This is a genomic window from Thermanaerovibrio velox DSM 12556, assembly GCF_000237825.1.
Taxonomy (GTDB): Bacteria; Synergistota; Synergistia; order Synergistales; family Synergistaceae; genus Thermanaerovibrio; species Thermanaerovibrio velox.
The window spans coordinates 898,293-912,936 of record NZ_CM001377.1; the positions used below are offsets into that span (position 1 = coordinate 898,293).

Genomic DNA, 14,644 nt, shown 5'->3' on the forward strand with positions numbered 1-14,644 from the left:
GATATTGATTTGTCCCGCTCGTTAGAACCACCTCTTGGCTCACGGGGTTATGATACCAGACCAGATGTACTGCTGTGGCTAATCCCGTTTCTCCTGAACGGCCTTGGTATGTTGGTGATAACGTCCACTACTACTCCCAAGATATTTGGCAGCAGCGGTTCCCTTTTTTGGGTTGGGCTTAAGCAGCTTCAATGGATGTTGATAGGATGGGTAGGCTTCATAGTAGGTTGGAGGATACCTTTTAGGGTGTGGATGCGAACGAGCGGCATCCTTTGGGTTGTGTCGATATTTTTGGTGTTTTGTACCCTTCTCCCAGGTATAGGGGCTACCATAGGTGGAGCAAGAAGATGGATAAGGATCGCTGGTTTGTCGTTTCAACCAGGGGAGGTACTTTACCTATTTTTTTCCATTCATCTTACCAAGATGCTCCATAAACACGATAAGGATGAGATAAAATCCTTCATTGTTCTTTTGTCCCTTATTTTTTTGTCTGCTGCTCCGCTTCTATTGCAACCTGACCTGGGGACCATCATACTTATATTTACTATAGGCATGGGTATTTTTGTGGAGCGCCATGGTTGGAGGTTGCCGCTTGTCTCTGCCGTAGGAGGGGTGGTGATCCTCGTTTTGCTTATAGTTGCCGAACCATATCGTATGAGGCGAGTGGTTGCGTTTTTGGATCCCTGGAAAGACCCCTTGGATACTGGTTTTCAGGCTATTCAGGGGCTAATTGCCTTTAGCAACGGTGGGCTTTGGGGGACTGGGCTGGGGCATGGTTTCCAGAAGCTTCAATACTTGCCTGCTGCATACACGGATTTCATATTTGCCGCCCTTGGGGAGGAGATGGGACTTGTTGGCACCATGGGAGTTCTTGCTCTCTTCTTCATATGGACCATGAGGGTTAAGAGATATTACTTTGAAATGGACGATGATATCGTGGCCTCAATGCTTTGGGCCATGGTATTGACTATAATTACCCCCTTTTTTATTAACGTGGGGGGAGTTACGAAGATGATGCCTCTTACCGGTATGCCGTTGCCATTTTTGAGCTATGGCGGCACATCCTTGGTGATGATGTGGTTTAGGCTCGGAATGGTGATGGGTATATGTAGTGCTGGGGCATCTCAGAAGAGGGGATTAGCTTGAGGATAAAGCGAGTCTTAGTGGTTGCTGGCGGGACTGGAGGACATATATGGCCTGCGATAGCCTTTGGGAGCTGGCTTAGGGAAAGGCATTCGGATGTGGATATTTCCTTTGTGTCTGGATCAAGGCCCCTTGAGTTGAAGATATACAGGGAGGTCAATTTGGATCCTCATATAATACACTTGGAGGGTTCCCCCCTGGGGGGGGGATTGCGCAAGATGCCCAGGAGATGGAAGCAGATATTTAAGTGTTTTCACCAGGCTAGGGACTGTATAGAGAAAGAGGCCCCTGATGTATGTCTTATGTTTGGAGGATACGTATCCTTCCCAGCACTTATGGTGTCCAAGATGATGGGGTTGCGTTGCCTTATACACGAGCAGAACGCAGTGGCCGGACGGGTTACTAGGCTGGCTGCCTTGCTTGGTGTCCCCGTGGCATCTGGATGGGATACCTGTCATCCCCTTAAGGACAAAAGCTATAAGTACGTGGGGGTGCCAATAAGGGGAATGCAAAGGATACCTAGGCCCATTGCTTTAAGGCGATTGGGGATATCGGTAGAAGCGGGATCGAAGGTGGCCTTGGTATTGGGAGGGTCTTTGGGAAGCGGATCTCTTTTCGAGAAGGTTATAGAAGCATCGAAGGATGAATACTTTAGTGGGTGGACGTTTCTAATCATAGGGGCAAGTAGCGTCCCCCAAGTTATTGGAAAGTGCATTCTCATGCCTCACACGTGGGACATGGAAGCCCTTTATTCCGTGACGGACGTTGTCATAACCAGAGGGGGAGCTTCAAGTTTAACTGAGATTAAGTTATGGAAGTTGCCTTGTGTTATAATTCCTTGGCGTGATTCATCAGGTGGACATCAGAGGGCCAATGCTGTGGCCTTTTGCCGATCCGCCAGGGGTTTGATCCTAGACGAGGAGTTAGTTTCGGGAGGCCTGGGAAGGGCGGTGGAATCCCTCTTGAACGGGGGGAGCGCTTCCTCAGACTTGATTGTCTGTGGCACGACTTTAGATGAGGATCTCCCATCTGTTACATCTAAGACTTGTTGCGATTTATGGGAAATGCTGCTCGCTCTCTAAAAATCGAAAGGAGAGGTATTGCTTTGCTTAAAATGCCTTCCAATGGCCTTGGCTGCGGTACGAAGATACATCTCATGGGAATTGGTGGAGCCGGCATGAGCGGTCTTGCGCTGCTGTTGAAGGGGATGGGATGCCAGGTTAGTGGTTGTGATGCGGCCAAGACGTCCTACAGTAAGAAGCTGGTTCAGGGTGGGATGGAGGTACTGATGGGGCACGACGAAGCCCATATTGGACGTTTCATGCCTGACCTTTTGGTCTATACGAGTGCCATAGAGGACTCTCATCCGGAGATAGTTGAGGCCAGGAGGCTAGGTGTTACGGTGGCTAAGCGGGCGGAAGTGCTAAGCGCCATATTTAACTCTAAGCGAGGATTTGGTGTGGCGGGTACTCATGGGAAAACAACCACCTCGTCAATGTTGGCCTTGATCGCCGAGCGACATGGGATTTCCCCTACCGTGGCCATAGGCGGTGAGCTCTGTGATATAGGGTGTAATGCAAAGTTGGGGACCGGAGACGTCATGGTAGCCGAGCTTGACGAGAGCGATGGTAGCTTCGAGCTGTTTGAGCCAGAGGTTGCGGTGGTTACCAATGTTGATTGGGACCACGTAGATCATTATGGATCTGTTCATGATGTCTTAGACGCTTTCCTTCGGTTTGTGGGTGGGATGAAAGATGGAGGTGCTCTAGTGATATGCGCCGATGATGGTGGCAATCAGGAACTGCTTCGACGCATCGAATTTCGGGATAAGTGCATTAGGGTTCTCAAGTACGGATGGGGTACTTCCTGGGATTGGGGGGCCGCCAACGTTTGTCATATAGATGGGGGAGGCGTGGCCGCCGATGTGTACAGAGATGGCAAGTTCTGCGGCGAGCTACGCCTTCGTGTGAGTGGGGAGCATAACGTGCTTAATGCTCTTGGAGCATGTGCTGCGGCGGAGATGATGGGGGTGCCTTTCAAGGCTTCCTCGTCCATTTTAAGTTCTTTCAGTGGTGCCAAAAGGAGGTTCCAGCGGGTTGGATCCTCCGGGGGGGTGGATGTTTTCGATGATTACGGCCATCATCCAAGGGAAATTCAAGCCACTATAAACGCTGCCCGAGGTGCATTCCCGGGCAGAAGGCTCATCGTTGTCTTTCAGCCCCATCGATATACCAGGACATCCGCCATGTACGGTGATTTCGCAAGAGTTCTGGCTTTAGCGGACAAGGCATTGGTGCTCCCAATTTATCCCGCGGATGAGAAACCTATCAGTGGCGTTAGCTCCAGCCTTATAGTCGATAATTTCCCTGAGGGGGCTTCTTCTCCGGTTCTATGCGGATCCTTTGATGAGGCGGTAAATACGCTGTCCGGTTTCTGTCGTCAAGGGGATGTTGTTTTAACTGTTGGGGCTGGGAATGTATCATGCCTTGGCGAAAGGATCGTTAACGCTCTTGGGGAGGGCAGAAGGCTTAATGATGAGGTGGCTGTTGGATCTAGATAGGAGGGGACTTTGCTCTGTTAGACCCAAGGAACCTCTTAGATTCTGGAATACATGGTGTGTCGGTGGTTGTGCGGAAGCGGTGATAAGCCCAAGGTCGGAGTCTGCTTTGGGATGCATTAGGAAGATGACCTCCGAAGAGGGAGTTCATGCTTTTGTGCTCGGAGAGGGCTCAAATGTGCTGATCCCAGACGAGGGGCTTGAGGGTTTAGTCGTGCTGCTTCGTGACGACACTTCTCCCCCGATTGTGGAGTTCTCTTCGGATAGTAGAGTGGAAGTTCAGGTTTCGGCGGCCCTCCCGCTCCGCAAGTTGTTGAATTGGGCGGTTCGCAGAGGGCTTTCGGGGCTTGAGTTCGCTGTTGGAATCCCAGGGACTGTAGGTGGGGCTGTGGCGGGGAACGCCGGAGCCAAGGGGAGGTCAATAGGGGACTTGGTCACCTTCGTTAGAACCATTGAGGAGGATGGGAACGTTAGGGTGTGGATGGGTAATGAGTTGTCGTTCTCCTATCGCAAGTCTGGGTTATCCTCTGGCAGATCTTGGATTACCTCCGTGGGTTTGAACTTGTATCCATCTAGCGATGGGGATATCAGACAGAGACTTAAGCACTTTGCCTCTTTCAGGAAGGGGCAACCGAAGAACGCTAAGACTGCGGGGTGTGTTTTTAAGAACCCACCTGGTGGAAGCGCTGGTATGATGTTGGACTCTGCGGGTTGCAAGGGGCTTAGAGTTGGTGGGGCTATGGTTTCTTTGCAACATGCAAACTTCATTGAGAACCTTGGGGATGCTACCGCGGGTAACATAATCCAGCTTGTTGATATTTGCAGGGATAGGGTAAGGGATAAGTTCGGGGTAAATCTCGAGTTAGAGGTAAGGGTTTTGGGAGATGGTCCATCGCCGCCCGAGGGTTAGAAGATCAACGTCTAATAGAAAAAATCTAAAGCCCCTTTGGAGGATCGTCTTACTGGCTTTACTGGTCGGTATTCTCTGGGGAGTCGAGTCTAATATAAACCTTATGCGGATGCTGGGAGTGACTGTGGTTCCCCCTGGCTTGTTGCCTGAGGAGGCGGTTTGGTCGATTCTCACCCCTACAGAGCGGCGTTTTTGGCCCCTAGCGGCGTTCCGAAGCGAAGAAATCGCTGAAAGACTTGAATCTAGAGTCCCGGTGTCCGCGGAGGTATCCATAGCGAATTGGGGTTGGTTAAGGTTTCGAGTATCTCCGTTGCATCCGAGGGCGATGGTCATGTGGAAGGGAAGGTTTTGGCTGTGGGCTAGTGAGGGAAAGGTTTGGCCTGCATCGTTGCCTCAAAACGTTACCGTGAAGGGAATGGTCTACCCCTCAGGACCTGTGGTCTACTGGGATACCTCGATGGATCCTCTCTTTGAAGGAGCATCGGTCAACAGAGAAGTTATGCCATCGAATGTTCCTTTGGTTAAAATTATGAATATATTGGATGTTATAAGGAGTATAAGGGTGTCTGATGCTGGTCTTAAGGGGCTTAAGGTGTTGCGTGGAGACGAATCTCCTATTGGGATAGCCATATATGTATCTGGTGATGCGGAGACCATGAGGGTAATGTTCCCCATAAAGGATGAGGCTGGGGCAGAGAGGATTTTTCGGGTGCTCAAAATATTGAAGGAAAAGGGTGCCATTTCAGGGGATCAGATGTTGGTAGATTGCACTTATAAGGATAAAATTATACTGAGGAAGTAGGAAAGCAACCAACATCATATTAATAAAAAATCAAGTTTTATCGGGGGGGCTTCTCTTGTTTAAAAGGATATCTACCTCCGCCGCTCATGGCGATCCAGATTTGTTGGTGGGTCTCGACTTGGGGACCACCAAGGTGTCTGTCGTTGTTGCCGAGCGGGAGAGCCGGACGGGGGAGGCTCAGATAATAGGGATAGGCCATGCCCCTTCCAGTGGGATTCGAAAGGGATTAATAGTCAACCTTGATCAAGCAGTTCGATCGGTGCAAAGCGCGATTTGCGATGCTGAGAACATGGTAGGCCTTGAGTTAAAGGAGGTCACCGTGGCATTCAGCGGGAGCGAGGTAAAAAGCATAAGGTCCAAGGGCATGGTTTCATTGGGTAGATCCCCGAGGCCTGTCATGCAGCTTGATGTAGAGCGAGTTATCGAGGCCGCACAAACGGAGGTATCCGTTCCGCAGAATCAGAGTATTCTCCATGCCATACCGGTAGAGTATTTTCTTGATGGCCATGGTGGTATTGACGATCCCTCGGGAATGACCGGGATGAGGCTAGAGATAGATCTTCAGTCCGTCATAGTTCCAACCGCAGTGTTGCAGAATGTTCTTAACTGTGTAGAGAGGGCGGGGCTTGAGGTTAACGGCTTGGTTATAAAGCCGTTGGCGTCAGCCTTGGGAATGCTTTCCAAGGAGGAATCCATGGCTGGGGCTGTGGCTGTGGACGTGGGGGGCGGTACAACGGGGGTTGCGGTCTTCTCCGACGGGCGTCCCAAGCATTTGGCGGTCATACCAGTTGGAGGAGATCACATCACTAACGACGTGGCCTCGGTGTTGAAGATGCCATTAAGCAAGGCAGAGGAGATAAAGAAAGAAGTATCCCTTTTCGAGGGAGCGGAGTCTGCAGAGGATGTTCTAGAGTTTGATGTTAGGGGCAGGAGCTACTCATGTAGGGTCGTTGATGTGGTGGAAGTTATCCGATGCAGGCTTGAGGAACTATACTCTGTCCTGATAAGGAGGGAGATATCGGACCTCAGCCCATCAATGATGTCTGCTGGGGTAGTCATGTGTGGAGGCGTTGCAAAGACTTCCGACATAGAGGTGTTAGTTAGCGAGCTCCTTGACATGCCTGCTAGGGTTTCCTTGCCCTTAGATCATGACAGGATGCCTCCCAGTAGGAACGGTGTGGAGTTCGTGTCTGCCGCAGGAATAATTAGATATATGATAGAGAGGGAGCGCAATCCATTCCGGTTCATGGAGCCTCACTTGGATTCCATAAGACGACAAGGTCATGGACGGGGTATCATGGAGGAGCCGCGTCCTAGGGTTAATCCTAGGGTTTCCTCCGGAGGAGGATTGGGTGATCTTTGGGAGAAGATACGGAGATATGTGGATGAGCTTTTTTAATCCTTTAGCTCGCTTGTAGTGTATTACCGCCGAAGGTGGCCATATTGAAATGCTTAGGGGGATTTGCAGACATGGCGGAGCTTCTTCAGATAGACCGGTCTGGTAGAGCCTACAGGGAAGTTATAAAAGTGGTTGGGGTAGGCGGTGGTGGAAACAACGCCTTGAATCACATAATAAGGAGCGGGATAAAGGGAGTTGAGTTTATATCCGCTAACACTGACGTGGCTCATATGGAGCTCTCAGAAGCGGACGTCAAAATAATCCTTGGCAAGGAGTTGACTAGGGGCCTGGGGGCAGGAGCTAATCCCGAGATAGGTCAGAAAGCCGCACTTGAGTCCAGGGATGAGATCAGGGCCGCCATAGAGGGTGCGGATATGGTCTTTATAACCGCCGGCATGGGGGGGGGTACCGGTACTGGGGCTTCTCCTGTGATAGCCAACATAGCCAGGGAGAGCGGAGCCTTGGTCGTGGCAGTGGTGACAAAGCCCTTCATGTTTGAGGGTAAGCGTAGGATAAGCCAGGCATTGGGTGGGATAGAGCGTCTAAAGGAACAGGTGGATGCCCTAATAGTGATACCTAATGACAGGTTGCTCCAGTTGGCCGATAAGAAGACCGCCCTCACTGAAGCCTTTAAGCTGGCGGATGAAGTGCTTCGCCAGGCGGTTGACGGGGTCACCAGTTTGATATTAAAACCGGGGCTTGTCAACGTTGACTTTGCGGACCTTAAAACTGTCATGAGCAACGCCGGATCTGCAATAATGGGAATAGGTGAGGCTCAAGGTGAGAACCGCGCTGCCGTTGCCGCGAGAAACGCGATAAACAGCCCGCTTATGGAGGCCCCAATAAAGGGTGCCAAGGGAGTGCTGTTTAATGTCATAGGCGGTACCAGTGTCACTCTTCATGAGGCTTTGGAGGTTTCTGAGGTCATAAGGGAGTTCACCGATGATGATGCGCAGATAATATGGGGTGCCGTCCTGGAGCCTAGCTTAGAGGATAAACTCCAGGTGATAGCCATTGCCACGGGTTTCTCTCAGATGGCCCCTAATGAGTCTAAGGTCTCGAGCTTTACAGGAGCAGCAAAACCATCCAGCCAATCCAAAGGAATGTGGGCCCCCGATAAGTTAAAGGCCAAGGCTCAACTCGAGGAGACCGAGGTCCGCCCGATGGGGCATCCCTCGGGAGCTGAGGAGGATTTGTTCAGGGGTAGTGGTGTCCCTACCGATGACCTGGATCTTCCGGCTTTTAAGCGCAGGAGGGGGCATCTTTAACACTTAGGAAGGAAGAAGAGGGAAGCTTTTGGGTAAAAAAGATTCTAAAAAAAGTGCTTCCCGGAGCGGAGACAGTGGTTCCTGCTGGGGTAGCTGGTCTTCGTTTCGGGAGGCTGAGGTTTGGACTCAGGAGCTTCCCAAGGGCGGGGCTCCACGTTGGGCTTTGCTTTACCCTGGAGAGTATGGTATTGGAAGTGCCAGCTTGGGTTTTCATCACGTTTATAGAAGGCTGCGTAGAATGGGGGTTGGGGTTGAGAGGTTTTTCATAGGCCCCGGCCCTGTTTATCGTTCCGTTGATTCGGATGTTCACCTTCGTAATTTCCCCATTGTGACCGCTACCATATCCTATGAAAACGAAGTCTTATCGTTTACCCGATGGCTTGAGGAGGGGGCAATCCCGCCCTTAAGGGCAGACAGGAGGGATCCCTTTCTGCCAATTGTAGGTGCTGGTGGGGCATTGACCTACATTAACCCGTTTGCGTTATACCAGATTTGTGACTTTATCGTGCTAGGTGACGCAGAGGTTTCGTTACAACAGGTGGTCAACGTCCTTCGCGAAAGCCATAGTAAGGATGATGCCCTTAAAGAACTTGCATCCCTCCCGTACGTTCTGGTCCCATCTCTTCTTGATCTTCACCGCCCCCAAGGAGTCGGTAAGATCTCTGAACTAAGTCAAGAGGATTCTATAAGTTCTTGGGTCACCAAGAAGAGTCTTTTCGAATCTTCACTCCTTTTGGAGTTACAGAGGGGATGTAGACGGGCCTGCAGGTTTTGCACGTTAACTTATTGTTTTTCGCCGATGCGGCGCCTTCCTCTCCATGATGCTAAATTTTTGATAGACCACATAAAATCCAAGGTTCCATTCGAAAGGGTGGGGTTGATAACTCCGGAGGCAGGGGATTACCCAGAGATAAGGCCATTGATAGAAACAATCCTTGCCCTTGGTAAGGGCATCTCCTTTGCCTCCCTTCGACTGGACTCTATGGACAGTTTTATGATAAAAGCATTAAAGTATAGTGGTGGTAAATCTATAACCCTGGCTCCCGAGGCAGGGACGTTCAGGCTTAGGTCTCTATGTGGAAAGATTTTTACCGATGATATGATAATGGAAAAGGCAGCGATGGCTGCTTCATCGGGCATATCAAAAGTGAAGCTATATTTCATGATTGGTCTTCCAGGCGAGACAGATGATGACTTGAGCGGCATAGGGGAGCTTTGTGGAAGCATAATCTCTAAGACAGGGCTCAGCGTTGTGGCATCGGTAAATGCATTTGTCCCCAAGCCGTTAACTCCATGGTGGGAAGCGGATTTTTTAGATAAGAAGGAATATGATCGCAGGGTAGCGCTTATAAAAAAGACATCTATTGCCTTTTGTGGCAGGAGAAAGCTAGAGCTTAGGTTTAATGGCTATAGGGAGGCCGCCATCGAGAACCGCCTGGCTTGGTCATTACCAGAGGGACCATTAATAACGCAGGAAGATCTAGACGCTAGTGTAGGCAAAAAGAAGCAAGTCCTAAGAATGCTTGCCGAGATAGGGATTGCTAGCCCTGTTTAGCCTTTTTATCTTTTGCGGATGGGGGATGATAAAGTGGGATACCGGCTTACTAGAAACTACAAAAAGCGAAATCAAGGTGGGTTGGCCACAAAGATAGTGATAGCTTTTACCGCTTTAGTTGCACTTGGAATATTGATTTCTGGGGTGAAATACTTTGCAACTCAGTGGTTACCTAGCGATAACTACCAGTCCGATCAACGGTATGAACAGGAAGTTCCACCCCAGGTAGACCTTAATGGTGACTTATCAACCAAAGGTAATGAATCGCGGGGCTATGATGAAGGGGTACAAAATCTCGCTACCCCACTGCCCAATGTTGCAAAAGCCAAACCTTCTAGTTCCGTGTCGTCGCCGGTAAGTACGGAATCAAGCTCTAAGTCAAATTATGACAAGGTTAAGGGCAAGCCTAAAGCGTCAACCGCCATTCAGCTGGCTTCACCGGTGGAAGAGACATCCAAAACCCAGCTGAAAACACCCCCTAAAGCTAAAGTATCGCCAACTTCGTCAGAGGAAAAGGCTAAAGAAGAAAAAGCAAAAAAGGAAAAGAATACGTCTCAAGAGAGAACTCAAGAAGGCAGCCCTAAGGCATCTGAGCCTACTAAAACATTACCATCTAAATCTTCACCTAAGGAGAGCACAAGCACGACCGAAAGGGCTGGTGGTTCTGGTTCGTCCGGTCATAGCCAGAAGGAAGGTTCCAACAATACTTTTATGGTTCAGGTGGGGGCTTTCTCATCGTTAGACGGAGCTAAGGCGCTCCTGGAAAAATTGAAGAAAGACGGGGTGGAAGCCACGTTGCAGGAGGCCAGCGTATCGGATAAAAAGTTCTTCCGGGTAAGGGTTCCTGTGGAGGGGGACCGTTCAAAGGCGGACGAGGAGGCCTCCAGGCTTGCGAAGATGGGCTATCCTACTCAGGTTATACCGCCTAAGGGGGAGACAAAATAATGTGCCCCATAGGTTCGCTAATGGATAGGCAAGACGCAGTGCATGCCATGGTAAGTGCAGCTAAACTTGAGGTCCCGGTTGAAGATGTACCGCTTGGAAAATCTACTAATCGAATACTAGGTTGTGATGTCCGTTGTAAGTTGGATCTGCCCCCTTTTGATAGGAGCCTTAGAGACGGTTATGCGGTAAGGTCCGATGACCTTATGGGGGCATCCTCCGGGTCGCCTTCCTTCCTTAACGTGGTGGGTGAGGTGCCTGTTGGTGGGGTTCCAGACTTCAAGATCCCTCAACAGGGAGCAGCGGTTATACATACCGGGGGTATGCTGCCAGATGGTGCGGACTGTGTGGCGATGCTAGAAGACACGTCATTGGTTGGTTCCATTCTGGAAGTTCGCAGGGCCCTCCAGAGGGGTGAAAACGTGGTGTTCAAGGGGGAGGAGGCCCCTGCTGGTTCTGTCGTGCTTGGGAGGGGGACGCTGCTCTCTGAAGCCCACGTGGGGCTCCTCGCTTCTCAGGGTATCAAGGATGTCCCGTGTCTTGGGTTAAGGTCTTGTGTGTTTAGTAGCGGTGATGAGATAAAACCAGTTGGAGAGGCAATTCCATACGGTATGCTTTATGATGTAAACGGATGGTTTATCTGTTCAGCCTTGAGCCGCATAGGCATCGAATCTTCTTACGGTGGGATACTCGAGGACAGAGCCGTTAACATAAGGGAAAAGATCCGAGATGCCATGGAATGGGCTCATGTGATCATCATTAGTGGAGGATCCTCGATAAGCGTAAGAGATCACTTGGAAGAGGTATTTTCAACGTTTGATCATCCTGGTTTGATAGTTAGAGGCATCAACGTTCAGCCTGGCAAACCACTGTTGGGAGCGGTAACTGGATCTCCTGCACGAGTAGTCCTTGGCCTGCCGGGACATCCCTTGTCCTGTGCAACGTCTTTTTACACCTTTGTTACTCCTATGCTTGAAATGATGTTTGGGGGCAGCGGATGGAACGTGAAAACCCTGAAGATCTCCCTTGCTGAGGATTTACCAGCCAGGTCTGGGATTGAGGAGTTCGTCCCCGGTAAGATATGTGATGATGGTGTTGTACCTATTTTTTCAGCCTCCAGTTACAGCGGTGTCCTTGCAAATTGTGACGGTCTCATAAGGGTTCCTAAGGACAGGGAGACCCTTCGTAGAAGGGAGACGGTTGACCTTTGGATGATTCGATGAGGAGCAGGGAGCATATATCAAGAGAGGAAGCTTTGATGATGTTAATGGCCCATTTCTCCCCTATGGGGGTGAAAAAGGTGCCTACCCGTTCATCGGTTGGATTGATACTGGGGGAAAACGTCTTTGCCCGCTTGAACATACCCAATTCCGTGGTTTCTGCGGTGGACGGATATGCGGTGCTTTCGGAATCTACCGCCAACGCTAGCCCACAAAGGCCTGTGGTACTTGAAAAACAAGGGTATGTTTGGGTCAATACCGGATCCATGGTGCCACCGCCTTTTGATTCCGTGGTAATGGTGGAGGATGTCTCCCGCTGGGATGATGGGACCGTGGTGGTTTATAGGGCGTCACCCAAGGGGCAGAACCTTAGATACCTTGGGGAAGATGTGATGTCTAACCAGCTTTTGGCCTTTGAGGGAGATCAGATAACTCCTCAGCTGGCCTCCCTTCTAATAAGCGCTGGTGTTTTGGAGTTAAAAGCTATACCAAAGCCGAGGATATTATTTATACCCACAGGGGAAGAGATAGTAGGCGATGATGCGTTAATTAATGGCATTATGAAACCAGGTGATGTTCTAGAGAGCAACTCAATATTGGTTACCGGGTATCTTGAAAGATGCGGCTACCGAGTGGATGTTCACAGCTCTATCCTGTCCGATAACGTTGATGAGCTTAGAGGTGTGCTTAAAAGGGCCGTAATGGATGATTATCATGTGATATTGATATCTGGTGGTTCCGCTAAGGGCCTAAGAGATGTGTCGGCGGAGGCCCTAAAGGATGGGCTTCTGTTCCGTTGGCTGCTTATGAAGCCTGGGCGACCTGCCATAGGGGCTTCCTTTGATGGATGTCCGGTCATTGTGTTGCCAGGGTTCCCCTCATCCTCATTAGTAGTGCTTCTCACTGTCGTAGTGCCTTTCCTTAATCATCTGTCCGGCAAGCCGCCGATGACCTACTTTGAGTCCCTTGACATTGAACCTTGGGAGACCCAGTTACTTCATCGCATGTCCTCATCTCCGGGCATGGAGGAGTGGGTCAAGGCTAAGGTGGTGAAGATGGGGGATCAAGCCTTGCTTTGGCCCCTTGGCGGCGGTTCAAGTTCCTTGTTCTCCCTTGGGGAGGCAGACGGATTGGCTTGCATACCAAGTAGTTCCGTTGAGCTTGATAAGGGAGATAAGGTACGGTTCTATCCGCTCGTTCATCTCGACCTCGCCAGGCGTTGCCTATTACAGGGGTCTGATGATCCGGCCCTGCAAATGCTTGCTGCGATTGCTAAGGGAAAGGGCGGAGAAGTTGTGGTTAAGAGGACTGGTAGCATGGGAGGGGTATTGGCCCTCGCAAGAGGGGAGGCTCATGCCGCTACCTGTCACATTTTGGACCCTGACACTGGTATTTACAACGATCCGCTGATAAAGAGACTTGACCCCCACGGGTTGTGGTGTAGAACGATACTTTTCTATCGGGAGCAAGGGTTTATTCTGGCAAGGGGCAATCCTAGGGGTGTGAAGGGCATCAGAGATCTGGTTAGAGATGACATAAGGATAGTTAACAGGCAGCCTGGTGCTGGGACCAGGATACTTCTTGACCATCTCCTTGAGAAGGATGGCATCTCGAGGGACGGAGTCAAGGGATATAACGATCTTTGTGTCTCTCACTTGGATGCTGCTGCCAGAGTCCTTGCAGGTGCTGCTGATGTGGCTTTGGGGGTGAAAAGTGCGGCTGATGCTCTGGGATTGGATTTCATCCCCATAGCGGAGGAGCCGTATGAACTGGTGTATCATTCGGCCTATTTGGATCATCCTGGGATAATGGCGCTTATGGAGGCTGCGTTGGATCCCAAGTGGCGTTCGATTGTTGATAGAATGGGGGGGTATAGGTGGCCCTGACGGATAGTTATCTTAGAAACATAAACTACGTAAGGATCTCTGTGACCGATAGGTGTAATTTTCGCTGCCGCTACTGTATGCCGGAGGATGGGGTCCCGCTTTTGGATCACAGGGACATAATGTCTTATGAGGAGCTCGCGTTATTATGTCAGGCTCTCCAGGACCTTGGGGTAAAAAAGATTCGCTTTACGGGAGGAGAGCCTCTGGTGAGACGGGGCTTTCTGGATTTTCTCTCCTCTCTGAAAGGTCTTCTGCCCAATCTCAAGATAGCCCTTACAACAAATGGGGCTATGTTGGGCCAGGAGGCACAAAGAATAGCTGAGATTGGCATATCGGGGCTGAACGTGAGCTTAGATACCATAGATCCAGAGAAATTTCGCTACATCACGAGAAACGGGGATCTCCAAGGGGTTTTGAACGGCATGAGGATGGTTCGGGATCTCGGTCTTAGGTCTATAAAAGTTAATACGGTGCTCATAAGGTCCTTTAACGACATGGAGGTACCGGCCCTTTTGGATTTCTGTGCCAAGAATGACTATCTTTTGCGTTTAATAGAGTTCATGCCCCTTGACGATGGACTTTGGAGCAAGGATAGCTTCATATCCGCCGATGAAATCCTCGGGAGGGTTTCATCTGGTTATCGTTGGGTTCCATCCTCAACCGGCGAAGAGGTAATGGGTCCCGCCAAATACTATCGTGATCTGGAAACTGGTCAGAGGATTGGGATAATCTCTTCCGTGTCCAGCCATTTCTGTTCCCATTGTAATAGGGTTAGGATCAGCGCATCCGGCAGGCTGAGGGCTTGTTTGTTTGCCAGGGAAGAAACGGACCTCAGACCCTTCCTTTTGAAAGGGGATTTTGAGGGCCTCAAGGATATTATAGTCAAGGCGGTAAGTGCAAAACCCCGTTGTTGGGAGGACGTTATAACCGGAGACCTCCACATGTCTCAGATAGGAGGATGA

General features: G+C 50.3%; 12 protein-coding genes. All 12 read left to right on the top strand.

Features of this window, described 5'->3' with window-relative positions; translation table 11 throughout:
• Positions 1-9 precede the first annotated feature (9 nt).
• The 12 genes from THEVEDRAFT_RS04320 (at position 10) to moaA (ending at position 14,644) form a co-directional block, all read left to right on the top strand.
• Positions 10-1,146, top strand: coding sequence for an FtsW/RodA/SpoVE family cell cycle protein (locus THEVEDRAFT_RS04320; RefSeq protein ID WP_006583494.1), 1,137 nt, complete (start codon positions 10-12; stop codon positions 1,144-1,146).
• A complete protein-coding gene (locus tag THEVEDRAFT_RS04325; protein ID WP_006583495.1) occupies positions 1,143-2,225 on the top strand; it encodes a UDP-N-acetylglucosamine--N-acetylmuramyl-(pentapeptide) pyrophosphoryl-undecaprenol N-acetylglucosamine transferase in 1,083 nt (360 codons plus the stop codon). Before THEVEDRAFT_RS04320 ends, THEVEDRAFT_RS04325 begins: the two co-directional genes overlap by 4 nt.
• Positions 2,226-2,257: 32 nt before the next feature.
• Positions 2,258-3,703 (top strand): UDP-N-acetylmuramate--L-alanine ligase, encoded by a 1,446-nt coding sequence (murC, locus tag THEVEDRAFT_RS04330; RefSeq protein WP_040825725.1) that lies wholly within the window; start codon positions 2,258-2,260, stop codon positions 3,701-3,703.
• Complete coding sequence (gene murB, locus THEVEDRAFT_RS04335) at positions 3,678-4,610, top strand: UDP-N-acetylmuramate dehydrogenase (protein WP_006583497.1); 933 nt, start codon at positions 3,678-3,680, stop codon at positions 4,608-4,610. The genes murC and murB overlap by 26 nt, the downstream gene beginning before the upstream one ends.
• Positions 4,585-5,412 (top strand): hypothetical protein, encoded by an 828-nt coding sequence (locus THEVEDRAFT_RS09570; RefSeq protein ID WP_172634024.1) that lies wholly within the window; start codon positions 4,585-4,587, stop codon positions 5,410-5,412. Before murB ends, THEVEDRAFT_RS09570 begins: the two co-directional genes overlap by 26 nt.
• Before the next feature lie 55 nt (positions 5,413-5,467).
• Positions 5,468-6,811 (top strand): cell division protein FtsA, encoded by a 1,344-nt coding sequence (ftsA, locus tag THEVEDRAFT_RS04345; RefSeq protein WP_006583499.1) that lies wholly within the window; start codon positions 5,468-5,470, stop codon positions 6,809-6,811.
• Positions 6,812-6,882: 71 nt separating this feature from the next.
• Positions 6,883-8,079, top strand: coding sequence for a cell division protein FtsZ (gene ftsZ / locus THEVEDRAFT_RS04350; protein WP_006583500.1), 1,197 nt, complete (start codon positions 6,883-6,885; stop codon positions 8,077-8,079).
• A gap of 238 nt (positions 8,080-8,317) precedes the next feature.
• Complete coding sequence (locus THEVEDRAFT_RS04355; RefSeq protein ID WP_245522738.1) at positions 8,318-9,634, top strand: radical SAM protein; 1,317 nt, start codon at positions 8,318-8,320, stop codon at positions 9,632-9,634.
• 33 nt (positions 9,635-9,667) lie between these two features.
• A complete protein-coding gene (locus THEVEDRAFT_RS09335; protein WP_006583502.1) occupies positions 9,668-10,579 on the top strand; it encodes an SPOR domain-containing protein in 912 nt (303 codons plus the stop codon).
• Positions 10,579-11,799, top strand: coding sequence for a molybdopterin molybdotransferase MoeA (locus tag THEVEDRAFT_RS04365; protein ID WP_006583503.1), 1,221 nt, complete (start codon positions 10,579-10,581; stop codon positions 11,797-11,799). The genes THEVEDRAFT_RS09335 and THEVEDRAFT_RS04365 overlap by 1 nt, the downstream gene beginning before the upstream one ends.
• Positions 11,796-13,682 carry a substrate-binding domain-containing protein gene (locus tag THEVEDRAFT_RS04370; protein WP_040825311.1) on the top strand — a complete coding sequence of 629 codons (1,887 nt, stop codon included), beginning with the start codon at positions 11,796-11,798 and terminating at the stop codon, positions 13,680-13,682. The genes THEVEDRAFT_RS04365 and THEVEDRAFT_RS04370 overlap by 4 nt, the downstream gene beginning before the upstream one ends.
• Positions 13,673-14,644 carry a GTP 3',8-cyclase MoaA gene (gene moaA / locus THEVEDRAFT_RS04375; RefSeq protein WP_006583505.1) on the top strand — a complete coding sequence of 324 codons (972 nt, stop codon included), beginning with the start codon at positions 13,673-13,675 and terminating at the stop codon, positions 14,642-14,644. The genes THEVEDRAFT_RS04370 and moaA overlap by 10 nt, the downstream gene beginning before the upstream one ends.

Excerpts from the sequence above, each read along its gene's own strand:
- murC (WP_040825725.1), top strand. The coding sequence starts at position 2,258 with ATGCCTTCCAATGGCCTTGGCTGCGGTACGAAGATACATCTCATGGGA.
- murB (WP_006583497.1), top strand. The coding sequence starts at position 3,678 with ATGAGGTGGCTGTTGGATCTAGATAGGAGGGGACTTTGCTCTGTTAGA.
- THEVEDRAFT_RS09570 (WP_172634024.1), top strand. The coding sequence starts at position 4,585 with ATGGTCCATCGCCGCCCGAGGGTTAGAAGATCAACGTCTAATAGAAAA.
- ftsZ (WP_006583500.1), top strand. The coding sequence starts at position 6,883 with ATGGCGGAGCTTCTTCAGATAGACCGGTCTGGTAGAGCCTACAGGGAA.
- THEVEDRAFT_RS04355 (WP_245522738.1), top strand. The coding sequence starts at position 8,318 with ATGGGGGTTGGGGTTGAGAGGTTTTTCATAGGCCCCGGCCCTGTTTAT.
- THEVEDRAFT_RS04365 (WP_006583503.1), top strand. The coding sequence starts at position 10,579 with ATGTGCCCCATAGGTTCGCTAATGGATAGGCAAGACGCAGTGCATGCC.
- THEVEDRAFT_RS04370 (WP_040825311.1), top strand. The coding sequence starts at position 11,796 with ATGAGGAGCAGGGAGCATATATCAAGAGAGGAAGCTTTGATGATGTTA.